Origin of the sequence: Actinacidiphila bryophytorum (assembly GCF_016916835.1) — a bacterium.
Classification (GTDB): domain Bacteria; phylum Actinomycetota; class Actinomycetes; order Streptomycetales; family Streptomycetaceae; genus Actinacidiphila; species Actinacidiphila bryophytorum.
On sequence record NZ_JAFFIX010000006.1, the window covers coordinates 71,859 to 98,334 of the forward strand.

Genomic DNA, 26,476 nt, shown 5'->3' on the forward strand with positions numbered 1-26,476 from the left:
TTCCTCACGACAGCTCCCTCGCGACGACGTCCGCGGTAACGGCCGCGATGTGCGCCCGGGCCACCGCGTCCAGGCGCGCGAAGCGCTCGGGGTCGGCTGCCGCGTAGCGCGGGTACCAGTCGGCCGCGCGGGCCTGCGCGATGTCCATGGCGCTGCGGGTGTCGTCGCCCTTGCTGTGCGGGCCGAGCCGGTGGGTGGCGAACTCCACGACCAGCGGGCGCCCTTGGCGTACCGCACGCACCGCCGCGTCCAGCCCGCGGCGGATCGCGGCGACGTCGACGGTGTCCACCAGCCGGTGCTCGACCGCGAAGGCCGCGGCACGGCCCGCGATGCTGCCCGCCATGTTCGCGGCCAGCGGGGTGGACTGGGCGATCCCGTTGTTCTCGACGACCACCAGCAGCGGCAGGTCCCACAGCGAGGCGATGTTCAGCGCCTCGTAGACCGCGCCCTCGCCGAAGGTGCCGTCGCCGACGTAGACGCAGGCCAGCGCGCCCGGCTCGGTGCGCTTCAGGTGCAGCGCGACACCGCACGCCACCGGCAGGCTCTCGCCCTGCACCCCCGTCGACAGGTAGCGGTCGCGGCGGATGTGCTGGCTGCCGCCGACGCCGCCGCAGACCGCGCCCCTGCGGCCCATGATCTCGGCGAGCAGGCCTTCCGGGTCACGGTGCCTGGCCAGGTAGTGGCCGTGCCCGCGGTGGTTGCTGAAGACGTGGTCGCCCGCGGCCAGCAGCCCTTCGAGCGCCACGGGGACGTACTCCTGGCCGAGGCAGGTGTGGGTGGTGCCGTTGAGCATGCCGCGGTCGAAGAGGTCGAGCAGCGCCGACTCGAAGGCCCGGATCGTCAGCATCGACGACAGGTCCTCGTCGGGGAGTTCACCGAGCGGGGCGTGCGCACCCTCATCGTGCGGGAGGTCGTCGCGGGAGCGCTCCCGCGGCGGGGCCGGGGCGCTCACCGCCGGACCACGGCGACCACGCCGGCGATCGTGGAGTTGTCGAAGAAGTCGTCCAGGCCTATCTCCACGCCGAGTTGGGTCTGCATCCTGGCGATGATCTGGGTGATGGTCAGCGAGTGGCCGCCGAGGTCGAAGATGTCCTCGTGCGGGCCGATCGGTGAGCGCTCGAGCACCTGCTCCCATATCTCCGTGACCTGGGCGGCCAGCGGGTCGCCGCCCGCCGGGAGCGGCGCGTCGGGTGCGGCCCGCGCCGCGCGCGGCTCGGCCGCCGCCACCGGCGCGAAGTCCGCAAGCCCGCCCAGCGGCCGCTCCGGGTCGGCGGCGACCGCGGCGAGCACGCGGGCCAGGTCCGCGGCGAACCGCCCGGCGTCCGCCAGCTCCAGCGGGTCGTGCCGCAGGCTCACCAGCGCGCCCGACGGGCCGTGCGCGACCTGGAGTTGCAGTGCGCCGCGCACACTGTGGTTGAACTCCAGCCAGCGCACCCGGCCCAGCGGGCTCTCGGTGCCCGGCAGCCGCCGGTAGCTGATCGACACCGGGGCGAGCGCGGCATGCGGGCGCAGCCCCGGCACCGCGCGGGCCAGCGGCACCTCCCGGTAGCGGTAGACCTCCCGCAGCTCGCCGCGGATCTGTGCCGCGAAGCGCGCGAAGGGCATGTCGGCCGACGGCTTGGAGAACAGCGGGAGTTCGTTGACGTACGGGCCGATGTGGCCGGCCTCCCGCTCGGTGCGGGTCGACAGGTCCAGTGCGGTGGCGACCTCGGCGTTGCCGTACGAGGCGAGCACCACGTGCACCGCGGCGACCAGCACCTCGAAGTGCGTCGCCGCCGCCAACCGCGGCAGCTCCAGCGGGAATTCCAGCACCTCGGCGTCCGCCGCCCGGCGCGAGCGCAGCCAGCCGCCGGGCACGGCCGTGTCGTCCGGCTCGTGCCAGCGCCCGGCCCAGAACTCGCCCGCGTCCGGCAGCAGCGCCGCCACCCGCTCGCGCTGCGCCGCCACCCGCTCGCCGTGGCCGGAGTGCTCCAGCTCGGCCGGCATGCCGCCCTGGACGTAGGCGGCCAGGTCCGCGACCAGCAGGTCCTTGGACTGGCCGTCGAAGACCAGGTGGTGGGCGACGGCCACCAGCATGTCGTCGCCGACCAGCGCGAACCGCACCAGCGGGCCGCGCGCCAGGTCGAAGGGCCGGGTCACGACCTCTTCGACGGAGCCGGCCTCCTCAAGGCCCGGCAGCTCGGCCGCGGGGACCAACTGCGGCTCCCCGCCGACCTCCTGGACCGCGCAGCCGAGCAGCGGGTGCCGTTCGACGACGGCCCGGCAGGCCTTGGCGAGCGCACCGCGGTCCGGGTCCGCGTCGAGCGCCACCACGACCGGCATGTGGTAGGCGGTGGCCGCACCCGTCCGCGCGGCGATCCACATTCCGTGCTGGGTGGAGGAGAGCTGGCTGTTCATCGGACGACCTCTCGGAGCGCGCGTTTGTCCACCTTGCCGCCGTGGTTGCGGGGCAGGGCGTCGAGCGTGATCAGGTGCTGCGGCAGTTCGTGGGGTGCCAGCCGGGACCTGAGGAAGGCCCGCAGGTCCGTGTGGTCGACACCGCCGACCACCGCGACGGCGACCGCCGTGCCGAGCGCGGGGTGCGGCACCCCGAAGGCCGCGGCCTCGACCACCGACGGGTGCTCGTAGACCGCCTCCTCGACGTGCAGCGTGGAGACCTTGTGCGCACCGGACTTGACGACGTCGCTCTCCCGGTCGACCAGGTAGAGGTAGCCGTCGCCGTCCAGGTAGCCCAGGTCGCCCATCCGCACCCACCCGCCGCGGAAGACGCCCGCGGAGGCGGCCGCGTCGCCGTAGTAGGTGCGTGAGGCGGTCGGCGAGCGCATCCACACCTCGCCGGTGGCGCCCGCGGGCAGCGGTTCGCCGTCGGCGGTCGCGACCCGGACCGCGCCGCCGGACGCCGGGCGGCCGACGCTTGAGGGGCGGGCCGCGTCGTAGAGCATCACGGTCTGCGCCGGGGCGGCTTCTGTGGAGGTGTAGTAGTTGGCGATCGTCGCCCGCGGGAAGGCCGCGCTCAGGTCGGCGGCGACCTTGCCGGGCAGCGGCGCCGCCGCGGAGCCGAGCAGCAGCACACTGGACAGGTCCGACTTCAGGTGCGCACCCGCGGCCAGCAGTTCGATCGCCATGGTGGGCACCAGGAAGACGGTGCCGACCCGGTGCTCCTCGATCATGCGGGCGAAGCGGCCGGGGGTGAAGTGCCCCAGGGTCAGCACCGCCGGGTGCGCGCCGACCGCGTTGGCCAGCATCCACTGCCCGGCGTTGGTGCCGATCGGGAAGGCGTGCGCGAGGGTGCGTGAGTGCGCGAAGGGCCTGCGCCGCCCGCCCCACCCATAGGCCAGGTTGCCGTGCGTGGCGGCAACTCCCTTGGGGCGCCCGGTGGTTCCCGAGGTGTAGAGGATCTGCGCCAGGTCCCCGGGCTCCGGGGTGCGCACCGGCCCTTCCGCGGTGGGCAGTTGCCCCGCCCGCAGCACCAGGGCGGCACCGCAGTGCGCGAGCATCGCGTCGGTGTCCGCGCCGCTCAGCCGGTCCGAGAGCGGCACCGCGACGGCCCCGGCCTTCAGCACCCCGAAGAAGGCGACGGCGTAGTCGAGCCAGTCGGGGCTGCCGAAGACCAGTCCGACCCGGTCCCCCGGCGCGACACCGCGGCGCATCAGCCCCGCCGCCACCGCATCGGAGCGCCGCCACCAGTTTTCGAAAGTCAGCGTCCCGGAACCCGCAACTTTTAGCGCGTCCTGGTCGGGTTCTGCGGCTGCGCGCGCACGCAGCAGCTCGGACAGGGTCGTGCTCACGTACTGATCCCCCTGATGCGCACCGGCCTGCCACCGGCGAAGTGAAGGAATCGGCTCCGCCAGAAGGCGAGCAAACCCCCTACAACAGCTCATTGACTGAGCGGGCTCACCCTGGCATTGTCGCCCAGAGCCGTCAACCCTTTCGAATGTGTCGGCGCGATTTACGAAATCGCACGCCCCGACTTTCGCGGCCCGTTCCCCCGATCCCCCCGTTCCCCCCGTTCCCCCTGAGCACGCCAGCACAGCACGTGGAGACACCTGTGAAGACCGGACCGCTCTCGTTCGGGCAGCAAAGACTGTGGTTCCTGCACCAGTTCGACCCGAAGGACCCCGCGCACAACGCCGGGTACGCCTACCGGCTGCGCGGGGCGCTGGACGTGGTCGCGCTGCGGGGGGCCTTCACCGCTGTGGTCGCGCGGCACGGGGCACTGCGGACGCGGTTCACCTCCGACGGCGGGCAGCCGCTCGCGGTCGTGGAGGAACCCGGGCCTGTGCAGGTGGAGTTGGTGGAGGCGGGCAGTGTCGCCGACGCCGAACGGGTCGTCGCCGCGCGGGCGAACACGCCCTTCGACCTGGCCGCCGGGCCGCCGCTGCGGGTCACGCTGGTGCGGCTGGCCGAGGACGACCATGTGCTGTGCGTCGTCATCCACCACATCAACGGCGACGGCTGGTCCTTCAACGTGCTGCGGGACGAGATCGCCGCGCACTACGCCGGGCAGCCGCTGCCCGACGTCCCGCTGCAGTACGCGGACGTGGTGGCCGCAGCCGGCGAACCCGCCGACCCGGGCTGGTGGATCGAGCGGCTCGCCGGGGCGCCCGACCTGGAGCTGCCCACCGACCGGCCGCGCCCGGCCGAGCGCAGCACCGACGGTGACGACGTGCGCTTCACGCTGCCGTCGGAAACGGCCGACGCGATAAGGGAGTTGGCCCGGCAGGCGCGCTGCACGCCGTACATGGTGCTGCTGACCGCCTTCCAGGTGCTGCTGGCCCGGCACAGCGGGCAGCGCGACTTCTGCGTCGGCACCCCGGCCGCGGGGCGCGGCCGGGCGGAGCTGGAGCGGGTCGTCGGCTTCCTGTCCACGACGATGGTGCTGCGCTGCGACCTGACGGGAGACCCGTCCTTCGCCGACCTGCTGCGGGCCACCCGGCGCAATGTGCTGGCCGGCCTCGCGCACCCCGACGTGCCCTTCGAGCACCTGATGGGCGCCCTCGGCATCGAACGCGACCTGAGCAGGACCCCGCTCTACCAGGCGATGTTCGCCCTGCACACGCACGGCCTGGTCACCGAGCCGCTGCCGGGCCTGGACGCCGAGTCCTTCCCGCTGGGCTGGCACTCGGCGCGCTGCGACCTCTCGCTCGACCTGTACGAGCAGCCCGACGGCAGCATGGACTGCTTCCTGATCCACAGCACCGACCTCTTCGACCCCGGCACCGCCCGGCGGATCACCGAGCGCTTCCTGCACCTGCTCGGCTCGGTGCTCGCCGACCCTCAGCAGGCGGTGGGCGCACTGGAGCTGCTGCCGCCAGGCGAGCGGGCACTGCTGGAGTCCTGGAACGACACCGCCGTCGAGCTGCCCCCGGTGACGCTGGTCGACCTGGTGCTGGAGCGGGCCGCGGCCGACCCCGACGCGGTCGCCGTCGTCGCGGGCACCACCGTCCTCAGCTACCGGCAACTGGTCGGCGCCGCCGCCGCGCTGGCCTCCGACCTGCGAGGCCGCGGCATCGGGCGGGGCGCGCTGGTCGCCGTGCAGTCCGGGCGGCGGGCCGAGATGGTCGTGGCGCTGCTGGGCGTGGCGATGTCGGGGGCCGCGTACGTACCCGTGGACCCCGAATACCCCGCGGCCCGTATCGCCTACGTGGTGCAGGACTGCGGGGCCGCGCTGGTCCTCACCGACGCCGACCTCGACGGAGTGCTCGACGTGGTGCCGGGGCAGGTCCCGGCGCCGCTGCCCCGCCCCGGGGACACCGCGTACGTGCTCTACACCTCGGGGTCCACCGGCCGGCCCAAGGGCGTCGTCGTGCCGCACCGGGCGCTGGCCAACTTCCTGCTGGCGATGCGCACCCTGGTCGGCAGCACACCCGGCGACCGCTGGCTCGCGCTGACCTCGCTGTCCTTCGACATCTCCGCACTGGAGCTGTACCTGCCGCTGGTCACCGGCGGCCGGGTGGTGGTCGCAGGCGCCGACGCCTCGCGGGACGGGCACACACTCGCCGCACTGGTCAGGGACGAGGGCGTGACCCACGTCCAGGCCACCCCTTCCGGCTGGCGGGTGCTGCTGACCGGTGACCTGCCGCGGGTCGCGGGCCTGACCGGGGGCGAGCCGCTGCCGCTCAAGCTCGCCCTCGAACTGCGGTCCAGGACCAGCCGGCTGGTCAACGTCTACGGACCCACCGAGACCACCATCTGGTCCACCGCGTGGGAGGTGCCCGAGTACCCGCAGCGCATCACCGTGGGCACGCCGATCGCCAACACCACGGTCCACGTGGTCGATCCGCACGGCGCTCCCGCGCCGATCGGCGTGCCCGGCGAACTGCTCATCGGCGGCGCGGGTGTCGCCGACGGCTACCTCGGCCGCCCCGAGCTGACCGCGGAGCGCTTCACCGAGGCCGATGGAACGCGCCTGTACCGCACCGGAGATGTCGTACGCCGGCTCCCCGACGGCACGCTGGAGTTCTTCGGCCGCTCCGACGACCAGGTCAAACTGCGCGGCCACCGCATCGAGCCCGGCGAGGTCGCCGCCGCCCTGGAGACCGCACCGGGGGTGCGGCAGGCCGCCGTCGCCGTCCGCGACGAGAACCTGGTGGCCTTCTACGTCGCCGAGGCCGCCGCGGACCCCGGCGCGCTGCGCGGCCACCTGGCCGGGCTGCTGCCCGGCTACATGGTGCCCGCCCAGTACGTCCGTCTGGACGCGCTGCCGCTGACGCCCAACGGCAAGGTCGACCGCAAGGCGCTCCCCCACCCGGGCGGCGAACGGCGCACCGGCGGCGGCCGGGAGCCGCGCACCGACGCCGAGAAGCTCGTCGCGGAGGTCTTCGCCGAGGTGCTGGACGCCGAGGACGTACGCGCCGACGACGACTTCTTCGCGCTCGGCGGCCACTCGCTGCGGGCCGCGATGCTCACCGCCCGGCTCGGCGCCCGCACCGGTGCGGTCGTCCCGATGAGCGAGGTCTTCCGGCACCCGGTGGTCGAGGAACTGGCCGCACTGGTCGAGGCGGCGGTGCCGGGTACGGTCACCTCGCCCGTGCCGCGGCCCGCGGGCACCCAGGCCCCGCTGTCCTTCGCCCAGGAGCGGCTGTGGTTCCTGGCCCGGCTCGACCCGCGGGACGCCTCGTACAACATGTGGCTGGCCAAGCGGCTGCGCGGCCCGCTGGACGTGGCGGCGCTGCGCGGCGCGCTCGACGCGGTGACCGCGCGGCACGAGATCCTGCGCACCCGCTTCCCCGAGGTGGACGGTGCGCCGGCCGCACTGGTGGAGCCGCCGGGGCAGGTGCCGCTGGAGCTGCTGGCGGCCGACAGCGAGGGCGCCGCCTTCGACATGGTGTCGGCCAGGACGAACACCCCGCTGGACCTCGGGGTGGCGCCGCCGCTGCGGGCCTCCCTCATCGAGATCGCCGCGGACGACCACGTGGTGTGCCTGGTGATGCACCACATCCTCGGCGACGGCTGGTCGCTGAACATCCTCCACGACGAGCTGGCCGCGCTCTACTCGGGGCGCGAACTCCCGCCGCTGCCCGTACAGTTCGGCGACATCGCGATATGGCAGCGCGACCAGGACACCACGGGCCTGCTCGACTACTGGCAGCAGCGGCTCGCCGACCCCGGCCCGCTCGGGCTGCCGGTGGACCGCCCGCGCACGGCCCTGCCCAAGCGCAGCGGCGGCATCACCGCGCTGCGGCTGGACGAGCGGGAGACGGCGGCCCTGAACCGGCTGGGCCGCGAGCACCGCTGCACGCTCTTCATGGTGCTGCTCGCCGCCTACCAGGCGGTGCTGGCCCGGCACACCGGCGGCAGCGACATCCTCGTCGGCACCGTCACCGCGGGCCGCGACCGGCTGGAGCTGGAGCCAGCGATCGGCTACCTCACCGACGTGCTGGTGCTGCGCGGCGACCTGTCCGCGAACCCCACGGTGGCGGAACTGCTCGACCGCACCCGCACCGACGTGCTGGAAGCCTTCGCCCACCAGGGCATCCCCTTCGAGGAGCTGGCGGCCGGGCTGCGGGTGGTGCGCGACCCGTCGCGCACCCCGCTCTTCCAGACGATGGCGATCCTGCACACCCAGGGCGCCGACCACGACGCGGACGCCTTCGCCGGGCTGCGCAGCAGCCCCTTCGACGGCGGCTTCCAGCAGGCGAAGTTCGACCTGATGCTGGAGGCCTGGCAGGACGGCCCCGAACTGCTGCTGTCCCTGGTCTACGACGCGGAACTCTTCGACGCGGGCACCGTCACCCGGCTCACCGAGCGCTTCGGGACACTGCTGCGCGCCCTGCCCGGGCACACCGCGACACCCTTCTCGGCGATCCCGATCCACACCCCGGAGGACACCGCGGTCCTCGACGGCCCGCCGCTCGGCGAGACCCCCGCGGTGCCCGACCTGTTCGCCGCCGCGGTACGGGAGCGCCCCGGCGCCGTCGCGCTGTCCTGCGGCGAGCAGCTGGTCACTTACGCCGAACTCGACGCCAGGGTGGAGGAGTTGGCGGCCGGCATGCCGTCGGGCGGGGTCGTCGGCATCCGGCTGGGCCGCTGCGTCGACGCCGTCGCGGCCATGCTCGCCGCCTGGCGCGCGGGCAGCGCCTACCTGCCGCTCGACCCCGAATACCCGCCGCAACGGCTGGAGTTCATGGCGCGGGACAGCGGCGCCGGCCTCGTCCTGACACCGGAGGGGCCGCTGCGGTACGAGACAACGTCCGCGGCGGCCGATGCCGCGTACGTGATCTACACCTCGGGCTCCACCGGGGTGCCCAAGGGCGTCGCGGTGGGGCACACGGCACTCGCCGCGCGCGTGGCCTGGATGCGCCAGGCGTACGAACTGCGGCCCGGCGACCGGATCGTGCAGTTCGCCTCGCTCAGTTTCGACACCCACGCCGAGGAGATCTTCCCGGCGCTGGCCGCGGGAGCCCGCGTCGACCTGCTGCCCGACGGTGCGATCACCCTGACCGACCACCTCGACGGCGTCACCGTCCTCGACCTGCCCACCGCGTACTGGCACCACCTCGTCGACGAGATCGACCGCATCGACTGGCCCGACACGCTGCGGCTGGTCATCCTCGGCGGCGAACAGGTCCACGAGGCCGCGGTGGCCCGCTGGCACGCCCGCTTCGGTGACCGGGTGCGGCTGGTCAACACCTACGGCCCCACCGAGGCCACGATCATCGCGACCGCGGCGGACCTGACCGGCGAGGGCGGCCGGCCGCCGATCGGCCGGCCGATCGGCGGCACCAGGATCGTGCTGCTCGGCCCGCACGGCGAACCCGTACCGCCCGGCACACCGGGCGAGTTGTGCATCGGCGGCGCGGGCCTGGCCGACGGCTACCTCGGGCGGCCCGACCTGACCGCCGAGCGGTTCGTGCCGGTGGACGGCGCGTTGGTCTACCGCAGCGGCGACCGGGCGCGGCTGCGGCCCGACGGGCAGCTGGAGTTCCTCGGCCGCCTGGACGACCAGGTCAAACTCCGCGGCTTCCGCATCGAACCGGGCGAGATCGAGGCCAGGCTCGGCGGGCGCGGGGCCGTCGCCGTCCACGGCGAGACCCTCGTCGGCTACACCGTCGGCGAACACACCTCGCTCGCCGAGGAGTTGCGGGCCGCCCTGCCGCCGCACCTGGTGCCCGCGGTGTGGGTCGAACTCGACGCGCTGCCCCTGACCCCCGGCGGCAAGCTCGACCGGGCCGCACTGCCCGCCCCCGCCAGGACCACCGCGGCCCTCGCCCCGCGCACCGACGCGGAAGTCCTGGTCGCCGAGGTCTTCGCCGACGTCCTCGGGGCGCCGGAAGTCGGCGCCCTGGACGACTTCTTCGCGCTCGGCGGCCATTCGCTGCTCGCCGTGAAGGTCGTCGCCCGGCTGCGCGCCGCCACCGACGTCGACCTGCCGATCAGGACGCTGTTCGACCACGGCACCGTGGCGGGGGTCGCCCAGGCCCTCGAAGACGCCCTGCTCGCCGAGATCGACCAGCTGACCGAGGCGGAGGCCGACCGCCTCCTGACGGAAGGATCCCTGTGACCGACCTCGCGACCAAGCAGCGGCTGGCCGAACTCGTCGCCGAGGCCTCCGACGGTGCCATCACCGCCGCCCAGGCCCTCAGCACCCGGCTGCCCCTCACCGACCTCGGCCTGACCTCGCTGTCCCGGATGCGGCTCATCGACGCGGTCGAGGACGAATACGGCGTCGACATCGAACTCGACGGCGCCGGCTGGGACCTGGTCGACGACCTGGACGCGCTCAGCGCCCACCTGGCAGCCCGCTGATGCCCGTCACCGGGTCCGGGGCCCCGGCGGACACCGACACGCGCCTGTCGTGGCAGGCCGTCCCCTTCCGTGCGGAAGGCGGCAGCGGGCCGGTCACCTGGGGGCAGCTGCACATGTGGCACCCCATGCTGCGCTACGGTGCCGCCTTCGCGACCCTCTCCCTGCGGCAGGTCGTCGCGCTGCCCGCGCCCGGCGTCGAGGTCGGCGAATGCCTCGACGCGATACGGGAGCTGGTCGAGACCCACCAGGCGCTGCGTACCCGCTTCGCCGACCGGTCCGGCACCGGGGACGTCCGGCAGGACGTCGCCGCCGAGGGCACCCACCTGGTCGAGGTCTACGAGACCGGCGAGCACGCGTCCGACGGGGCGGTGGCCGCCGTCGCCGAGCGCCGCGGCAGAAAACTCGCCGCCGAGCCCTTCCGGCACAGCCACGAATGGCCCGTCCGCTTCGGGCTGGTGTGCCGCGGGCGGCGGGTACGAGCCGTCGCCGTCGTCTGCTCGCACGTCGCCTTCGACGCGTGGGCCGCCGACCTCGTCGGCGGTGCGCTGCGCCGGCTCATCGCCGGGGAGCCCGCGCCCCCGGGCGGGATCTGGCAGCCGCTCGACCAGGCCGCCCACGAGCGCTCCGAGCGCGGCCGGCGCGAGGACGCTCGCGCCATGCGGCACTGGCGGGCACGGCTGGCCGAGGTCCCCGACACCGCGCCCCGGCCTGCTGACGACCCGCCCGCCGCACCCCCCATCCAGCAGTGGTGGCTCACCTCCAACGCCCTCGCCGCGGCATCCGTCGCCGTCGCCGAACGCACCCGCACCTCCACCTCCGCGGTGCTGCTCACGCTGGCCGCCACCGCGCTGTCCGCGATACGCGGGCAGCGCACCGTCCCGCTCAAACTGATCGCGGGCAACCGCCTCACCGACCGGCAGCAGCGGCTCGCCACCTCGGCGGCGCAGGACGCGCTGCTGGTCTTCGAGCGGGCCGACGTCGGCCTGGACGAGGCGGTACGCGAGGTCTACCGGCGGTCGACCAGCGGCTACATGCGGGGGGCCTACGACCCCCGCTCGCTCGCCGCGCTCACCGACGAGCTGAACGGCGAGCGGCGCCATCCGCTCGACCTGACCGGGTACTTCAACGACGCGCGGCTCGCCCACGCGTGGGCGCTCCCTCCCGGGCCTGCCGCGCCCTCGTCGCGCGGGCCGACGTTCGTCCGCGGGTACGAACGCAACGACATGGGCTTCTGTCTCGTGCTCGCCCAGCAGGGACCGGACTGCCAGGTCTCCCTCCTGGCCGACACCACCCGCCTCCCGGCGGACCGCATCCCCGTCCTCCTCTCGGGCCTCGAATCCCTCCTCTGCGAGGCGGCCCACCACGACCTCCCCCTCCACGAGGTCCCCTCCACCCTCGGCCTCCCCCCGCCTTAGCCCTCCGGGGCGCCCTTACGCAGGCCGGCGAGCGCTTTCCAGCGGCACCCTCACGCAGGCCGGCGAGCGCTTTTCAGGGGCGCGGGGAACGGCGCGACCAGCCCCCACCGGGCGCGCGGGTCGTCACCGGCCCAAAGGGGCTCTTCGGTCCGAAGCCGGACCACCCGCCGCGAGCGAAGCGAGATGGGGGCACCCCCAGGCGAAGCGCTGGGGGAGGCTGAGCGCGCAGTTCCCCGCGCCCCTGGGGGGGTGCCCTCTCTACGGAGGGTGCGCGTTTTTCAGGGGCGCGGGGAACGGCGCGACCAACCCCCAGCGGGCGCGCGGGTCGTCACCGGCCCAAAGGGGCTCTTCGGTCCGAAGCCGGACCACCCGCCGGTGGGGGGCTGAGCGCGCAGTTCCCCGCGCCCCTATGTGCTCGGCCCCGCCGCAAAGGGACCCCTGGGGGGCGCCCTCTGCGGAAGGGGGGCCGCACGAGCGCCGCGGTCGGCGGAGGCGCGCCCCACGGGCGGAGGCGTACCCCCCTGAAGCCACCGCGGCAAGCGGGTGGCTAGGGGCGGCGGGTGAGGAGCCAGGGTTCCACGACGCCGAGGCCGCGGACGGGGCGGCGCCACATCGGTTGGAGCGCGAAGCGGTACTTCTCGGAGTCGCCCGCGTCCACATCCGCCTCCGACAGCGGCGCGTCCCCGGCCTCGCCGAGGGCCTCGGCGAAGTCGCCGTCGACGAGGACGGCGTCGCGGGGCGCTATCGAGGTGAGCCGGGATGCCAGGTTCACCGTCGTGCCGAACACGTCGCCCATCCGTGTGGTGACCGTGCCGAACGCCATGCCGACGCGGAGCGCCGGCATGGTCTCGTCGCCGGTCATCGTCTCGATGAGCCGTATCCCGATCTCCGACGCCGTCCCGGGGTCGTCGGCGACGAAGAGCACCTCGTCGCCGAGCGTCTTGATCAGCCGCCCCCCGTACGCGGCGACCTGGTCGGCCGCGGTGGTCTCGAAGGCCTCGACGAGTTCGCCCAGCTCCTCCTCCTCCAGCCGCCGGGTGAGCCGGGTGAATCCGACGAGGTCGGCGAATCCGACGGCGAGCCGCCGGTCGACCGCTTCCTCGTCGTCGGACTGGACGACCCGGCTGGTGGCGGCCGCGACCTGGCGGCGCCACACGTAGATGAGGAATTCCTCCAGCTCGGGCAGCAGCAGTTCGACCAGCGGGTAGGCGACCTCGGCCCTGGTCATGCCGGGCTCGGGCGGTTCCGTGAGGCCTTCGAGGAAGGAGTCGGTCTGCCAGTCGGCGAGCCTGGCGGTGGTCTGGCCGGTGGAGCGTGCCACCTGGATGGCCATGGACTCCGACAGCAGGCCCGCCTCGACGAGGCCGGCGAGCCGGCGCAGTGCGAGGACGTCGGCCTCGGTGAGCGCCTTGGCCTGTCCGATGTCGGCGAAGCCCATGGCCCGCCAGAAGCGGGAGGCGAGGTCCATGGAGACGCCGGCGGTGCGGGCCGCCTGGAAGGGGGTGTAGCGGCGGGGTGCGCCGAGGATGAGCTGTTCGAGCCGCAGCGCCAGCGGATGCTCACCGGTCTCGGTGACGCCGTCAGCGTCCGGGTCGCCGTCCGGGTCGGTGTCCGGACCGCTGCCGGTGTCGTTGCCGGTGTCGGCGCCGCTGCCGCCGTCGAAAGCGGCGTCGCGGGGCCGGCCGCCCGGGTCCGTGCCCGGTTCGGCGTCGGACGGTTCGTCCGGAACGGGTGGGCCGCCCGGGTCGTCCACGCTCACCGCCCGGCCCCTGAGGAACTCCTGCGCACAGCCCTTCCGATCATCGAGACGACGCAGCGAGTCCACGATACGGCAGGTGTGCCGCAGCTCACTCTCACCGGTGCGCTCCGGGTTTCGCGGCCCCCGCGGCCTCCGGCCCCGCGGACGGCGCACCGGCCACTCCCGGCCCGCGGGTCACCGCGAGCGCGCCGCGCGCCGCGCGGACGCGATCCGCCGGGAGCCCGCGGGCCGCCGCAAAGGCGCGGGCCACCGCACGGGCCGGGGACGGCCGGCGCGTACGGGTCACCGTGCGGGCCGCAGGTGGACGACGTCGCCCGCGCCGACGGCGTGTTCTCCGTCGGGGGACGCGATCACCAGGCGTCCGTCGCCGTCGACGTTGACCGCGGTGCCGGACAGTTCGCGCCCGCCGGGCAGCTCCGCGCGGACCTGGCGGCCGAGGGTGGCGCAGCCGGCCGCGTAGGTCTGCTGGAGGCGGGAGGCGGCGGGGTCGCCGCCGGCCGCGCGCCAGGCGTCGTACCAGTCGGCGAGGGAGCGCAGGACGGCCCGCAGCAGGGGGTCGCGGTCGGTGCCCTGGGCGCCGGCGAGGGCGAGGGAGGCGGCGGCGGGGACGGGGAGTTCCGCGGCGCGCAGCGAGACGTTGACGCCGATGCCGATGACGACACCGGTCCGGCCGGTGCGCTCGGCGAGGATGCCGCCGGCCTTGCGTTCCTCGCCGTCGACGGTGACCAGCAGGTCGTTGGGCCATTTGAGTGCCGTGTCGACGCCGGCGGCGCGGGAGAGCGCGGTGGCGGTGGCGACGCCGGCGAGCAGCGGCAGCCAGCCCCAGCGGTGCACGGGCACGGCGTCACTCGGGGCGCCGCCGCCCGCGCGGGCGGGTGCGGGGTCGCCGGGCCGCAGGAGCACGGAGAAGAAGAGCCCGGAGCGCGCGGGCGCGGACCACCGGCGGTCGAGCCGGCCGCGCCCGGCGGTCTGCTCCTCGGCGACGAGCACCGCGCCCTCGGCGGCGCCCGCGGCGGCCCGGGCGGCGAGGTCGCTGTTGGTGGAGCCGGTGGCCTCAACCACGTCGAGGGCGGTCCACAGCGAGTCGGGGGTGACGACCGCTCGGCGCAGGGCCGCTTCGTTGAGCGGCGGTCGGTCGAGGTCGGACCAGCGGCTGGACGTCATGCGTCCACCCTACGAGCGCGGCGGCGGGTGACACGCCGGGCCGCGGAGGCGCCGCCGCCCCGGCGGGTGCAGGCTGGTGAGTGTGGTGAACGCCGCAGTGCCCGTACCCGAGAGTCGCCACTACGCTACGGAACACAGCGTTACTCACGAGTTAAGAAGCGTCCGTCAGCAGCGGGTGGCAGCCGGCAGCCGCCGGGCGCGTCACCGCCGCCGAGAGCAGGAGAGCCGCCTCCCATGGCCGAGCCGGACCACGACATCCACACGACCGCGGGCAAGCTCGCGGACCTGCGCCGCCGTATCGAGGAGGCCGACCATGCGGGCTCGGGCAAGGCGGTGGACAAGCAGCACGCGAAGGGCAAGCTGACCGCCCGTGAGCGGATCGAACTGCTGCTGGACGACGACTCCTTCACGGAGCTGGACGAACTGGCGCGGCACCGCTCGACGAACTTCGGCCTGGAGGCCAACCGCCCTTACGGCGACGGGGTGATCACCGGCTACGGCACCGTCGAGGGGCGCCCGGTCGCGGTGTTCTCGCAGGACTTCACGGTCTTCGGCGGCGCGCTCGGCGAGGTGTACGGCGAGAAGATCGTCAAGGTGATGGACTTCGCGCTGAAGACCGGCTGCCCGGTGATCGGCATCAACGACTCGGGCGGCGCGCGCATCCAGGAGGGTGTGACCTCGCTGGGGATGTACGGCGAGATCTTCCGCCGCAACACCCATGCGTCCGGGGTGATTCCGCAGATCAGCCTGATCATGGGACCGTGCGCGGGCGGCGCGGTCTACTCGCCCGCGATCACGGACTTCGTGGTGATGGTGGACCAGACCTCGCACATGTTCATCACCGGTCCCGACGTGATCAAGACGGTGACCGGCGAGGACGTCGGCATGGAGGAGCTGGGCGGTGCGCGCACCCACAACTCCACGTCGGGCAACGCCCATCACCTGGCCGGCGACGAGAAGGACGCCTTCGAGTACGTCAAGGCGCTGCTGTCGTACCTGCCGAGCAACAACCTGGAGGAGGCGCCCTCCTTCGCCGCCGCGGCGGACCTGGCGGTCACCGCGGAGGACCTGGAGCTGGACACGCTGATCCCGGACTCGGCGAACCAGCCGTACGACATGCACAAGGTGATCGAACACCTGGTGGACGACGCCGAGTTCCTGGAGACGCAGGACCTGTTCGCGCCGAACATCATCACCGGTTTCGGGCGGATCGAGGGCAGGCCGGTGGGCCTGGTCGCCAACCAGCCGCTGCAGTTCGCGGGGTGCCTGGACATCAACGCCTCGGAGAAGGCCGCGCGTTTCGTGCGCACCTGCGACAGCTTCAACATCCCGGTGGTCACACTCGTGGACGTCCCCGGCTTCCTGCCGGGCACCAGCCAGGAGTGGGACGGCATCATCCGCCGCGGCGCCAAGCTGATCTACGCGTACGCCGAGGCCACGGTGCCGCTGATCACGATCATCACGCGCAAGGCGTACGGCGGCGCCTACGACGTGATGGGCTCCAAGCACCTGGGCGCGGACCTCAACCTGGCCTGGCCGACGGGCCAGATCGCGGTGATGGGCGCGCAGGGCGCGGTCAACATCCTGCACCGCCGCACCCTCGCCGAGGCGGGCAGCCCGCAGGAGGCGGACGAGCTGCGCAGGCAGCTGGTCACCGACTACGAGGACACCCTGCTCAACCCCTACATCGCCGCGGAGCGCGGTTACGTGGACGCGGTGATCGCGCCCTCGCAGACCCGTGCCCAGCTGGTCAAGGCGCTGCGGACGCTGCGCAACAAGCGGGAGAGCCTGCCGCCGAAGAAGCACGGCAACATCCCGCTGTAGCCGCAGGGCAGGAACCCGCAGAAAGGAGCGACCCGTGGTCATCAAGGTGGAGCGCGGCAGGCCGACGCCGGAGGAGCTGGCCGCCGTCGTGGCGCTGGTCCAGGCGCGGGCCGCGGCGATCGAGGCCGAGCAGGACGGCCCCGCCGGCCGGCCCGCCGGCTGGTCGGCCCCGGCCCGCAACATGCCCCGTACGCTGCCCCGCCCCGCGCCGGGTGCGTGGCGCATGTCGGCGTGGCCGGGGGGCCGGGGCTGAGTACGCGTACTCAGGCGCGGCGGTGCCGCCGCGGAGCAACCTGGGGGGCATGTTGTGGCCGGACGATCAGCGCGAAGACCAACACTCCGAGCAGATGCGGCACGCGCTGAAGATGCTGCGCCGGGCGATGCTGGTCGCCGCGGTGGTCGCGGGCCTGCTGATGGCCTTCGCCACCCTGCGGGTGTGACCGCCCGCGGCGGCGTACGGCCGCGTACCGGTACCTACGGCCGCGTACGGCCGCCCGCCCGGCGCTGCCTACGATGGTGCGATGACCTCCACCCCCCGTGTGCTCGTGCTCGCCTCCGCATCGCCCGCCAGGCTCGGCCTGTTGAAGCAGGCGGGCCTCGACCCGCGGGTCGTGGTCAGCGGGGTGGACGAGGACGCGATCAGCGCGGACAGCCCCGGCGAGCTGGCCAGGGTGCTGGCCGAGGCGAAGGCCGACGCGGTGGTGTCGGGCGGCATGCTGGACGGCGGTGAGATCGTCGTGGGCTGCGACTCGGTGCTCGACCTGGACGGCGAGGCACTGGGCAAGCCCGCGGACGCCGCCGAGGCCACCGCCCGCTGGCAGGCGATGCGCGGCCGCGCGGGTGTGCTGCGGACCGGGCACTGCGTGGTCGACACCGCGACCGGGCGCCGGGTGTCGGCGACCGCGTCCACGACCGTGCGGTTCGGCACCCCGGACGACGCGGAGATCGCCGCCTACGTCGCCAGCGGTGAACCGCTGTACGTGGCGGGCGCCTTCACTCTCGACGGGCGCTCTGCGCCCTTCGTGGACGGTGTGGAGGGCGACCCGGGCAACGTGATCGGCCTGTCGCTGCCGCTGCTGCGCTCCCTGCTCGCCGACGTCGGCGTGCGGATCACGGACCTGTGGACGTAGCCGGCGCCCCGGGCGGTGCGGGCGGTGCCGCGGCGGGGGTCTCGCCGCGGTCCTCGGGGGCGTAGAGCAGCAGGGTGCCGACCAGCAGGGCGAGTATCAGCATCAGCACCGCGAAGGCGTACCAGCCGACCAGGCCGACCACGACCGCGCCGACGACGCCGTGCACGACCGCGCAGACGATGAGCACGATCCGGCCCACCCGGCCCGACATGCGGTCGCGCAGCGCGATACGGGCGACCAGGACGGCGCAGGCGATCAGGAAGAGGGCGAAGAGCCCGCCGCCGGCCCACGACCCGGCGGCCATGGCGTCGGGGTCGAGCCCGGCGAGCGACATCTCCTGGTGGCGCACGGCCAGGCCCAGTATCCAGTTCACGAAGGCGATCGTGAGGGCTTCGAGCACCAGGACGACCGCCGTGCCGACGGCTATACCTCTGCGCACAGTTGTCCCCCTCCGGCGGCCTGTTCGTGCGCGTCGCAGGCTACTCACGGGTACGGGACCGGGCAAGGCCCGGCGCACCACCGGCTTGCGACACGCGGTCACCCACCGGTCGGCCGTCACTCGTCAGGGGGGACCCGACCGCAAAGTTTGCGCGCACTATTCGTGGGGTTTCTACAAAAGAACGTCAGCACCGTGCGGGGACTTCGAGCGAGATCTCCCCCACACCCGGTAGTGCGGGACATCGGTGGGAGCAGGGCCGTACCGTGGACTGAGCAGGCGTTCACGGGGTGTTGTGGCCCTGGGATCACCCTCCGTGTGGGCAAGCTCACGTGCAGGGGTGCCTCGGCATCAAGTGTGGCCAGTACCTAAACTCGGCTTGTTTCATGGAGGGAGCCATCGTGCGCAAGGTGCTCATCGCCAACCGCGGTGAAATCGCAGTACGCGTCGCCCGTGCCTGCCGGGATGCCGGGATCGCCAGCGTAGCCGTCTACGCGGACCCCGACCGGGACGCGCTGCATGTCCGCGCGGCCGACGAGGCGTACGCACTGGGCGGTGACACACCGGCCACCAGCTATCTGGACATCGCCAAGGTGCTCGGGGCGGCTGCCGAGTCGGGGGCCGACGCCGTGCACCCCGGCTACGGTTTCCTGTCGGAGAACGCCGAGTTCGCCCAGGCGGTGCTGGACGCGGGGCTGAACTGGATCGGCCCGCCGCCGCAGGCGATCCGCGACCTGGGCGACAAGGTCGCAGCGAGGCACATCGCCCAGCGGGCCGGAGCGCCCCTGGTGGCCGGCACCCCCGACCCGGTGTCGGGCTCCGACGAGGTCGTGGCCTTCGCGAAGGAGCACGGCCTGCCGATCGCCATCAAGGCCGCCTTCGGCGGCGGCGGGCGCGGGCTGAAGGTCGCCCGCACCCTGGAGGAGGTCCCGGAGCTGTACGACTCGGCCGTCCGCGAGGCGGTCGCCGCCTTCGGGCGCGGCGAGTGCTTCGTGGAGCGCTACCTGGACCGGCCGCGGCACGTCGAGACGCAGTGCCTGGCCGACAAGCACGGCAACGTCGTGGTGGTCTCCACCCGCGACTGCTCGCTCCAGCGCCGCCACCAGAAGCTCGTCGAGGAGGCCCCGGCCCCGTACCTGACCGAGGAGCAGAACCGGCAGCTGTACACCGCGTCCAAGGCGATCCTGCGCGAGGCGGGTTACGAGGGCGCCGGCACCTGCGAGTTCCTGGTCGGCCAGGACGGCACGATCTCCTTCCTCGAGGTCAACACCCGCCTGCAGGTCGAGCACCCGGTCACCGAGGAGGTCTCCGGCATCGACCTGGTGCGGGAGATGTTCCGGATCGCCGACGGCGAGGAACTGGGGTACGACGACCCGCCGCTGCGCGGCCACTCCTTCGAGTTCCGCATCAACGGCGAGGACCCGGGACGCAACTTCCTGCCCGCACCGGGCACCGTGACACGGTTCGACGCGCCCAGCGGCCCCGGTGTGCGGCTCGACGCGGGCGTGGAGTCGGGCAGCGTCATCGGCCCCGCGTGGGACTCGCTGCTGGCCAAGCTGGTCGTCACCGGCGCCACCCGGGAGCAGGCGCTCCAGCGGGCGGCCCGTGCGCTGGGCGAATTCCAGGTCGAGGGCATGGCCACCGCGATCCCCTTCCACCGCGCGGTGGTCCAGGACCCGGCCTTCGCGCCGTCGCAGGGGCCCTTCACCGTCCACACCCGGTGGATCGAGACCGAGTTCGCCAACACGATCCCGCCCTTCAGCGGTGGGGCGGTGGACGAGGAGGAGGCCCAGGGCCGCGAGACGGTCGTGGTCGAGGTCGGCGGCAAACGCCTGGAGGTGTCGCTGCCCGCGTCGCTCGGCATGACCCTGGCGCGTACCGGCCTGGCCGCGGGCGCCAAGCCCAAGCGGCGGGCGGCGGCCAAGTCCGGCCCCGCGGCGTCCGGCGACTCGCTGGCCTCGCCCATGCAGGGGACCATCGTCAAGGTCGCCGTCGAGGAGAACCAGAAGGTCACCGAGGGCGACCTGATCGTGGTCCTGGAGGCGATGAAGATGGAGCAGCCGCTGAACGCGCACCGCTCCGGCACCGTCATGGGCCTCAAGGCCGAGGTCGGCTCCTCGGTCTCCTCCGGTGCGGTCATCTGCGAGATCAAGGACTGATCCCGCTCCTTCCGTACGACGAAGCGGCGCGGCACCCGGGTCCGGGTGCCGCGCCGCTCGCGTGCACGTACCGCCGCATGTGCCTCAGCGCAGCACGTTCGCCTTCGGCTGCTTGAGGGAGAGCACCAGCAGCAGGGCGACGCCGGTGAAGACCGCGGACAGCGTCCAGGCGGCCGTGGCGCCCTCGATGAAGGGGTCGGCGGGGTGGTGCCGCGAGACCGTGCCGAAGACCGTGACCAGGACGGACAGGCCGAGGCTGCCGCCGACCTGCTGCATGGTCTGCAGCAGACCGGACGCGGACCCGGCGTCCTTGGGCTCGACGCCGGACAGGATGAAGGTGTTCAGCGGCATCACGGTCCAGCCCATGCCGACGCCCATCAGGATCAGCGTGGGCAGGATGCCCTGCGCGTATCCGTCGGAGGCGCTCAGCTGGGTGATCCAGATCGCGGCGACCAGGGTGAGCGACGAGCCGACGGTCGCCACCCGCTTGGCGCCGAAGCGGGCCAGGGCGCGCGGCGCGATCCTGGCTGCGACGAAGAGCGGCCCGGCCAGCGGCAGGAAGGCGAAGCCGGTCTTGAGCGGGCTGTAGCCGAGGAAGGTCTGCAGGTACTGCGTGGAGAAGTAGAAGGTGCCGAACATGCCGGCCACCATCAGCAGCATCACCGCGTACGCCAGCGCCCGGTTGCGGTTGGCGAACAGCCGCAGCACCACCAGCGGGCGCTCCACCCGGGTCTCGTTGACCAGGAAGGCGGCGAGCAGCGCGAGCGCGATCACGAAGGTGGTCACCGCCCGGGTGTCGCCCCAGCTGCTCTCGCCGACGCGGATGAAGGCGTAGACGAGCGAGGCCATGCCGAGGGTGCCGGTCAGTGCGCCGGCGATGTCGAAGCGCCCGCCGCGGTGCCGCTCGGTCTCCTTGATGTAGCGCGGGGCGAGCAGCACGATGGCGATGCCGACGGGGATGTTGACGAAGAAGACCCAGCGCCAGGAGCCCCAGTCGGTGAGCATGCCGCCGACGGTCAGGCCGACCGCGGAGCCGGCGCCGGAGATCGCGGAGAAGACGCTGAGCGCCCGGTTGCGCTCGCTGCCCTCGCGGAAGGACGTGGCGATCAGCGCGAGGGTGCTGGGCGCGGCGAGTGCCGCGGCGGCGCCCTGGAAGCCGCGGGCGACCAGCAGGGTGGTGGAGTCGTTGGCGACGCCGCCGGCTATCGAGGCCAGGGTGAAGGCCGCGACGCCCCACACCAGCGCGGTGCGCCGGCCGATGAGGTCGCCGATCCTGCTGCCGAGCAGCAGCAGGCCGCCGAAGGCCAGGGTGTAGACGTTCAGGACCCAGGACATACCGGTGGGCGAGAAGCCGAGGTGGCTGCCGATGCCGGGGAGGGCGACGTTCACCACCGTCGCGTCGAGCAGCAGCATCAGCTGGGTACCGAGGATGGCGGCGAGGGCGAAGAATGAGTGCACGCCGGAGGGGGCCGGCGCGCGGGTGGTCGAGGTCTGGTCCTGCACTACGTGCGTGGACATGGCTGGTAAGCCTCCAGCGGAGAAGACAAACGGAGGTCGTCTCCGTTAACTATACGGAGACATCCTCCGGTTCTACAATCGGATTCGGGGAAGCGATCCCCGGCACCGCGGGAGGCGGAACGGCATGCGGGCAGACGCGCAGCGCAACTACGACCGGTTGCTGGAGGAGGCCAAGCAGGCCTTCATCGTGCACGGGACGGACGTCGCCCTGGAGGACATCGCCCGCCATGCAGGTGTGGGGATCGGCACGCTCTACCGGCACTTCCCCGACCGCTACTCGCTGATGAACGCGGTCTTCATCCGGGAGCTGGACGCGCTCACCGAGCGTGCCGAGACCCTGATCGACGCGGACGAGCCCGCCGACGCGCTCTTCGTCTGGCTGCGCTCGGTCGGTGCGCACTCTGCCATGTACCGCGGGCTGTCCTCGGCGATCCTGGCCCAGTCGGACGGGCGGATGCTCCAGTGCAAGGCGCGGCTGCGCGAGTCCGGCGGCGCACTGCTGGCCCGCGCGCAGGAGGCGGGCGCGGTCAGGGAGGGCATCGAGATCGCCGACCTGCTCAAGCTGACGTCGGCGATCGTGCTGTGCGCGGAGAAGAACCCCGAGGACCGCAAGACCTTCGACCGGCTGATGTCGCTGGCCGTCAACGGCATCCTGGTGGGCTGACCAGCGCGGGCGCGCACCGGTTGGCCCCCACGAGCCGCCCACCGGTCCGTAGGGACACCCGCCTCAGCGCGGGCGCAGGTCCGCCAGCCGGGGGACCGTCGGGGGCCGCAGCGGGTGCGGGCGGCGCGGCGCCGGGAGCGGGGCGGCCGGCTCGGCCTGGCAGGCCGGCGCCACGGCGAGCTGCACCCCCCGGTCGGCGAGCGCCTGCAGCTCGGTCGCGGCACGGTCGTCACCCGGCGGCGGCTCGTCGGTGACCAGATGGGTGATCAGGTCGGTCGGCACCGTCTGGAACATCGTGTCGGTCCCGAGCTTGGTGTGGTCGGCCAGCACCACGACCTCCGCCGCCGCCTGCACCAGCGCCCGGTCCACGCTGGCCGACAGCATGTTGGACGTGGACAGGCCGCGCTCGGCCGTCAGGCCCGCGCCCGACAGGAAGGCGCGCGAGACCCGCAGGCCCTGCAGCGACTGCTCGGCACCGCTGCCGACCAGGCCGTAGTTGGAGCCGCGCAGCGTCCCGCCGGTCATGACGACCTCGACCCGGTTGGCGTGCGCCAGCGCCTGGGCGACCAGCAGCGAGTTGGTGACCACGGTGAGCCCGGGGACCCGGGCCAGCCGCCTGGCCAGCTCCTGCGTGGTGGTGCCCGCGCCGACGACGATGGCCTCGCCCTCGTCCACGAGCGAGGCCGCGAGGTCGGCGATGGCCGTCTTCTCCGCGGTCGCTAGATGGGATTTCTGCGGAAAGCCGGATTCACGGGTGAAGCCACCCGGCAGAACCGCACCGCCGTGCCGGCGGTCCAGGAGTCCTTCTGCCTCCAGTGCCCGCACATCGCGGCGCACGGTCACTTCGGAGGTCTGGACGACGCGGGCGAGCTCCCGGAGCGACACCGCTCCGTTGGCCCGCACCATTTCGAGGATCAATTGGCGACGTTCTGCAGCGAACACGGAACCGACAGTAACCCCAACGACCGCTACTTTCAGCGTTTTGCACCAGATGAGGGAACTTCCGCGTGAAACAGACCGTCAGGTGCTATAGGCCGACCGTACGTTCGCACTGCGCCGCCCGCGCGCCGCACGCCGCGCACCCCCCGGCGCACCCCCGGACCCCACCGGTATGCGAAACCGGAATCCCGTATTCGCCCGCGGACATCCATGCATGAACCACTGACTTCGCGTCAACACCACATTCGTGTCCGCCAAGTGAAGCACTCGCGCGTAAACAGACCCCGGATTCCTCGCAGTTCAGGGCTCATCTAGGCTGACGGTACGCCACGCCCCCCCTGCTCCGGCAATAACGCTTCCAGCCAACGACAACCCAACGGGAAATTTGATGTCCATACAGAAAACGGCCGTGAGGGCCGCGGCGCTTCTCGCCTGCGCGGTCGTGCTCGCCGCCTGCAACAACGACGACAGCAGCGACACCTCGGACGCTCCCCCGTCGACCACCGCGGCGGCCCCCACCACCAGCGCGGCCGCCGAGCCCACCGCCACCACCGCCGCCCCCGACGCGGGCGGCAGCGGCTCCGCGGCCAGCGGCACCAAGCTCAAGACGCTGCTGCCGACCGCCGCGACCGCGCCCAAGGGCTGGAAGGTCGACGACAGCGCGGCCTTCGACACCGGCGCCAACGTCAAGGCCGACCCGGGCTCGCCGCTGCTGCCGGACGACGACTGTGCGCGGGCGCTGACCAACGGCGGTGCCCAGACACTGACCTCCGACTACGCGGCGGCCTACGCCACGACCGGGCTCACCGACCCCAACGACGGCTCGTCGACGGTGGTGTTCAACAGCTACCAGCCCGGTGACGCCGCCAAGCAGATGGCCGAGGTCACCGCGCTGACCAAGCGCTGCGCGTCGTTCAGCAGCAAGGACATGTCCGGCAAGGCCGTCAAGATGACCGTCACCGCCAAGCCGGTGGCCGGCGCCGGCGACCAGTCGCTGGACATCACGGTCAAGCCGACCGGCAACTACGTCGGCTCGGAGATCGTGCTGGTGCAGTCGGGCGACGTCATCATGGCCGTCGACCAGTCCGACGCGGCCGGCGCGATGAAGCCGCTGGGACCGGTGGCCAAGCAGCTCGCCGCCGTGCTCCCGCTGAAGTAGCCGCGGGACCGCGAGGCGCGCGGCGCCAGGACCGGGGCCCAGGAGCGGCCTATGCCAGGCCCTGGTCCGCGCTGCCCGCCTTGCGGTTGTGCAGCTGGCGTGCCACCTCGGCGATCGAGCCGGACAGCGACGGGTAGACGGTGAAGGCGTTGGCGATCTGCTCGACGGTCAGGTTGTTGTCGACCGCGATCGAGATCGGGTGGATCAGCTCGCTCGCCTTGGGCGCGACGACCACCCCGCCGACCACGATGCCCGTGCCGGGGCGGCAGAAGATCTTCACGAAGCCGTCCCTGATGCCCTGCATCTTGGCCCGCGGGTTGCGCAGCAGCGGCAGCTTCACCAGCCGCGCGTCGATCCTGCCGCTGTCCACGTCGGCCTGCGAGTAGCCGACGGTGGCGATCTCCGGGTCGGTGAAGACGTTGGAGGAGACGGTCTTGAGGTTCAGCGGGGCCACCGCGTCGCCGAGGAAGTGGTACATCGCGATCCGGCCCTGCATGGCCGCGACCGACGCGAGCGCGAAGATCCCGGTGACGTCGCCGGCCGCGTAGACGCCCGGCGCACTGGTGCGGGAGACCTTGTCGGTCCAGATGTGGCCGGACTCGGTGAGCCGTACGCCCGACTCCTCCAGGCCCATCCCGGAGGTGTTCGGGATCGCGCCGACCGCCATCAGGCAGTGCGTGCCGGTGATCACCCGGCCGTCGGTCAGCGTCGCCTCGACACCGTCGCCGACCCGCTTGACGGACTGGGCGCGCGAGCGGGACATCACGTTCATGCCGCGCCGCCGGAAGACGTCCTCCAGGACCGCGGCGGCGTCCGGGTCCTCGCCCGGCAGCACCCGGTCGCGCGACGAGACGAGCGTCACGGTCGAGCCGAGCGCCTGGTAGGCGCCCGCGAACTCCGCGCCGGTCACACCGGAGCCCACCACGATCAGCTCGCGCGGCAGCTCGTCGAGGTCGTAGACCTGCGTCCAGTTCAGGATGCGCTCGCCGTCGGGCATCGCGTCGGGGAGTTCGCGCGGGCGCGCGCCGGTGGCGACCAGCACCGCGTCCGCGGTCAGCCGCCGCTCGGTGCCGTCCGCGGCGGTGACCACGACCGTACGGGTGCCCTCGGCGGTCTGCGGCCCGTCCAGCCGGCCGCGCCCGCGCATCACGGTCGCGCCCGCCCGGGTCACCGAGCCGGTGATGTCGTGCGACTGGGCCAGCGCGAGCCGCTTGACACGGCGGTTGACCTTGCCCAGGTCCACCCCGACGACCCGCGCCGAGCCCGCGAGCGGCGGGGTGTCGTCGGCGACGATGATCCCCAGCTCCTCGTAGGAGGAGTCGAAGGTCGTCATCACCTCGGCGGTGGCGATGAGCGTCTTGGACGGCACGCAGTCGGTCAGCACCGACGCACCGCCCAGGCCGTCGCAGTCGACGACGGTCACCTCCGCGCCGAGCTGCGCGGCCACCAGCGCCGCCTCGTAGCCGCCGGGTCCGCCACCGATGATCACGATCCTTGTCACGTACCCCATTGTCCCGCACGCGCCAAGCGCTCACCGCCACGGGGCACGCCTGCTCCTGTGCGCTTCCTTACGCCGGGCCGCACCCGCGCCTCCCGTACCCTCGTCCTCATGTCGCTCTACGCCGCTTACGCAGGCAACCTCGACGCCCGCCTGATGACCCGCCGCGCACCGCACTCCCCGCTGCGCGGCACCGGCTGGCTCGACGGCTGGCGGCTGACCTTCGGCGGCGAGCAGATGGGCTGGGAGGGCGCGCTCGCCACCCTGGTCGAGGACCAGGGCAGCCAGGTCTTCGTAGGTCTGTACGACATCGCGCCGGTCGACGAGGAGTCGATGGACCGCTGGGAGGGCGTACCCCTGCAGATCTACCGGCGCACGACCGTACGGGTGCACACCCTGGACGGCGACCTCGCCGCGTGGCTCTACGTGCTCAACGACTACGAGGGCGGGCTGCCGTCGGCCCGCTACCTCGGCGAGATCGCCGACGCCGCGGAGTCCGCGGGGGCGCCGCACGACTACGTGATGGGCCTGCGCAAGCGGCCCTGCTGACCGGTCCGCGACCG

The 26,476-nt window shown here is 73.2% G+C and carries 20 protein-coding genes; 11 read left to right on the forward strand and 9 right to left on the reverse strand.

The window, feature by feature from the left end; genetic code table 11:
• Positions 1–4: 4 nt before the first annotated feature.
• The 3 genes from JT723_RS11270 to JT723_RS11280 are packed head-to-tail and all read right to left on the reverse strand — an operon-like array spanning position 5 to position 3,788.
• Positions 5–952: a thiamine pyrophosphate-dependent dehydrogenase E1 component subunit alpha gene (locus JT723_RS11270; RefSeq protein WP_251512385.1), complete on the reverse strand. Its 948-nt coding sequence runs from the start codon at positions 950–952 to the stop codon at positions 5–7.
• Positions 949–2,397, reverse strand: a complete 1,449-nt coding sequence (locus JT723_RS35030) for a condensation domain-containing protein (protein WP_240165456.1) — start codon at positions 2,395–2,397, stop codon at positions 949–951. Before JT723_RS35030 ends, JT723_RS11270 begins: the two co-directional genes overlap by 4 nt.
• Positions 2,394–3,788 carry a class I adenylate-forming enzyme family protein gene (locus JT723_RS11280; protein WP_251512383.1) on the reverse strand — a complete coding sequence of 465 codons (1,395 nt, stop codon included), beginning with the start codon at positions 3,786–3,788 and terminating at the stop codon, positions 2,394–2,396. The genes JT723_RS35030 and JT723_RS11280 overlap by 4 nt, the downstream gene beginning before the upstream one ends.
• A gap of 260 nt (positions 3,789–4,048) precedes the next feature.
• Here JT723_RS11280 and JT723_RS11285 point away from each other — a divergent pair, with 260 nt between their 5' ends.
• Genes JT723_RS11285 through JT723_RS11295 form a run of 3 tightly spaced genes read left to right on the forward strand, consistent with a single transcriptional unit; the run spans position 4,049 to position 11,663 of the window.
• Entirely contained in the window at positions 4,049–10,003 is a 5,955-nt protein-coding gene (locus JT723_RS11285) for a non-ribosomal peptide synthetase (RefSeq protein WP_205044419.1), read from the forward strand.
• Positions 10,000–10,248, forward strand: a complete 249-nt coding sequence (locus tag JT723_RS11290) for an acyl carrier protein (protein WP_251512381.1) — start codon at positions 10,000–10,002, stop codon at positions 10,246–10,248. The genes JT723_RS11285 and JT723_RS11290 overlap by 4 nt, the downstream gene beginning before the upstream one ends.
• Positions 10,248–11,663: a condensation domain-containing protein gene (locus tag JT723_RS11295; protein WP_205044420.1), complete on the forward strand. Its 1,416-nt coding sequence runs from the start codon at positions 10,248–10,250 to the stop codon at positions 11,661–11,663. The genes JT723_RS11290 and JT723_RS11295 overlap by 1 nt, the downstream gene beginning before the upstream one ends.
• Positions 11,664–12,210: 547 nt before the next feature.
• Here JT723_RS11295 and JT723_RS11300 read toward each other — a convergent pair.
• Both JT723_RS11300 and JT723_RS11305 read right to left on the reverse strand, forming a co-directional pair.
• On the reverse strand, positions 12,211–13,422 hold the full coding sequence (locus JT723_RS11300; RefSeq protein WP_251512380.1) for an adenylate/guanylate cyclase domain-containing protein: 1,212 nt from the start codon (positions 13,420–13,422) through the stop codon (positions 12,211–12,213).
• Between the two features lie 282 nt (positions 13,423–13,704).
• Positions 13,705–14,586, reverse strand: a complete 882-nt coding sequence (locus JT723_RS11305) for a biotin--[acetyl-CoA-carboxylase] ligase (protein ID WP_205044421.1) — start codon at positions 14,584–14,586, stop codon at positions 13,705–13,707.
• A 234-nt stretch (positions 14,587–14,820) separates the two neighbouring features.
• Here JT723_RS11305 and JT723_RS11310 point away from each other — a divergent pair, with 234 nt between their 5' ends.
• The 4 genes from JT723_RS11310 (at position 14,821) to JT723_RS11320 (ending at position 17,540) form a co-directional block, all read left to right on the forward strand.
• Positions 14,821–16,410, forward strand: coding sequence for an acyl-CoA carboxylase subunit beta (locus JT723_RS11310; protein WP_205044422.1), 1,590 nt, complete (start codon positions 14,821–14,823; stop codon positions 16,408–16,410).
• Between the two features lie 34 nt (positions 16,411–16,444).
• Complete coding sequence (locus JT723_RS11315) at positions 16,445–16,663, forward strand: acyl-CoA carboxylase subunit epsilon (RefSeq protein ID WP_205044423.1); 219 nt, start codon at positions 16,445–16,447, stop codon at positions 16,661–16,663.
• A gap of 49 nt (positions 16,664–16,712) precedes the next feature.
• Positions 16,713–16,850, forward strand: a complete 138-nt coding sequence (gene mmpB, locus JT723_RS36415) for a morphogenic membrane protein MmpB (protein WP_372441276.1) — start codon at positions 16,713–16,715, stop codon at positions 16,848–16,850.
• Between the two features lie 81 nt (positions 16,851–16,931).
• Entirely contained in the window at positions 16,932–17,540 is a 609-nt protein-coding gene (locus JT723_RS11320) for a nucleoside triphosphate pyrophosphatase (protein ID WP_205044424.1), read from the forward strand.
• Here JT723_RS11320 and JT723_RS11325 read toward each other — a convergent pair.
• Positions 17,521–17,979: a hypothetical protein gene (locus JT723_RS11325; RefSeq protein WP_205044425.1), complete on the reverse strand. Its 459-nt coding sequence runs from the start codon at positions 17,977–17,979 to the stop codon at positions 17,521–17,523. The two genes, JT723_RS11320 and JT723_RS11325, sit on opposite strands and share 20 nt — an antisense overlap.
• Positions 17,980–18,377: 398 nt before the next feature.
• On the opposite strand from JT723_RS11325, the gene JT723_RS11330 reads away from it, so the two are divergent.
• The gene (locus tag JT723_RS11330) at positions 18,378–20,135 is read left to right on the forward strand and encodes an acetyl/propionyl/methylcrotonyl-CoA carboxylase subunit alpha (RefSeq protein ID WP_205044611.1); all 1,758 of its coding nucleotides are present in this window, start codon (positions 18,378–18,380) and stop codon (positions 20,133–20,135) included.
• An 84-nt stretch (positions 20,136–20,219) separates the two neighbouring features.
• On the opposite strand, the gene JT723_RS11335 is transcribed toward JT723_RS11330, so the two are convergent.
• Positions 20,220–21,653 (reverse strand): MFS transporter, encoded by a 1,434-nt coding sequence (locus JT723_RS11335; RefSeq protein ID WP_205044426.1) that lies wholly within the window; start codon positions 21,651–21,653, stop codon positions 20,220–20,222.
• A gap of 124 nt (positions 21,654–21,777) precedes the next feature.
• On the opposite strand from JT723_RS11335, the gene JT723_RS11340 reads away from it, so the two are divergent.
• Positions 21,778–22,317 carry a TetR/AcrR family transcriptional regulator gene (locus JT723_RS11340; RefSeq protein WP_205044427.1) on the forward strand — a complete coding sequence of 180 codons (540 nt, stop codon included), beginning with the start codon at positions 21,778–21,780 and terminating at the stop codon, positions 22,315–22,317.
• Positions 22,318–22,380: 63 nt separating this feature from the next.
• Here the strand turns inward: JT723_RS11340 and JT723_RS11345 are convergent, their stop codons facing one another.
• Positions 22,381–23,223: a DeoR/GlpR family DNA-binding transcription regulator gene (locus JT723_RS11345; RefSeq protein ID WP_205044612.1), complete on the reverse strand. Its 843-nt coding sequence runs from the start codon at positions 23,221–23,223 to the stop codon at positions 22,381–22,383.
• 421 nt (positions 23,224–23,644) lie between these two features.
• Here JT723_RS11345 and JT723_RS11350 point away from each other — a divergent pair, with 421 nt between their 5' ends.
• Positions 23,645–24,415 carry a hypothetical protein gene (locus tag JT723_RS11350; protein WP_205044428.1) on the forward strand — a complete coding sequence of 257 codons (771 nt, stop codon included), beginning with the start codon at positions 23,645–23,647 and terminating at the stop codon, positions 24,413–24,415.
• Positions 24,416–24,464: 49 nt separating this feature from the next.
• Here JT723_RS11350 and JT723_RS11355 read toward each other — a convergent pair whose 3' ends face one another.
• A complete protein-coding gene (locus JT723_RS11355; protein ID WP_205044429.1) occupies positions 24,465–25,925 on the reverse strand; it encodes an NAD(P)H-quinone dehydrogenase in 1,461 nt (486 codons plus the stop codon).
• A 99-nt stretch (positions 25,926–26,024) separates the two neighbouring features.
• Between JT723_RS11355 and JT723_RS11360 the strand changes: the two genes are divergently transcribed.
• Positions 26,025–26,462: a gamma-glutamylcyclotransferase family protein gene (locus JT723_RS11360; protein ID WP_205044430.1), complete on the forward strand. Its 438-nt coding sequence runs from the start codon at positions 26,025–26,027 to the stop codon at positions 26,460–26,462.
• Positions 26,463–26,476 lie beyond the last annotated feature (14 nt).

Coding starts and splice junctions, on each gene's coding strand:
- JT723_RS11305 (WP_205044421.1), bottom strand. CDS start 14,586: ATGACGTCCAGCCGCTGGTCCGACCTCGACCGACCGCCGCTCAACGAA.
- JT723_RS11350 (WP_205044428.1), top strand. CDS start 23,645: ATGTCCATACAGAAAACGGCCGTGAGGGCCGCGGCGCTTCTCGCCTGC.
- JT723_RS11295 (WP_205044420.1), top strand. CDS start 10,248: ATGCCCGTCACCGGGTCCGGGGCCCCGGCGGACACCGACACGCGCCTG.
- mmpB (WP_372441276.1), top strand. CDS start 16,713: ATGTTGTGGCCGGACGATCAGCGCGAAGACCAACACTCCGAGCAGATG.
- JT723_RS11355 (WP_205044429.1), bottom strand. CDS start 25,925: ATGGGGTACGTGACAAGGATCGTGATCATCGGTGGCGGACCCGGCGGC.
- JT723_RS35030 (WP_240165456.1), bottom strand. CDS start 2,397: ATGAACAGCCAGCTCTCCTCCACCCAGCACGGAATGTGGATCGCCGCG.
- JT723_RS11360 (WP_205044430.1), top strand. CDS start 26,025: ATGTCGCTCTACGCCGCTTACGCAGGCAACCTCGACGCCCGCCTGATG.
- JT723_RS11310 (WP_205044422.1), top strand. CDS start 14,821: ATGGCCGAGCCGGACCACGACATCCACACGACCGCGGGCAAGCTCGCG.
- JT723_RS11320 (WP_205044424.1), top strand. CDS start 16,932: ATGACCTCCACCCCCCGTGTGCTCGTGCTCGCCTCCGCATCGCCCGCC.
- JT723_RS11340 (WP_205044427.1), top strand. CDS start 21,778: ATGCGGGCAGACGCGCAGCGCAACTACGACCGGTTGCTGGAGGAGGCC.
- JT723_RS11335 (WP_205044426.1), bottom strand. CDS start 21,653: ATGTCCACGCACGTAGTGCAGGACCAGACCTCGACCACCCGCGCGCCG.
- JT723_RS11345 (WP_205044612.1), bottom strand. CDS start 23,223: ATGGTGCGGGCCAACGGAGCGGTGTCGCTCCGGGAGCTCGCCCGCGTC.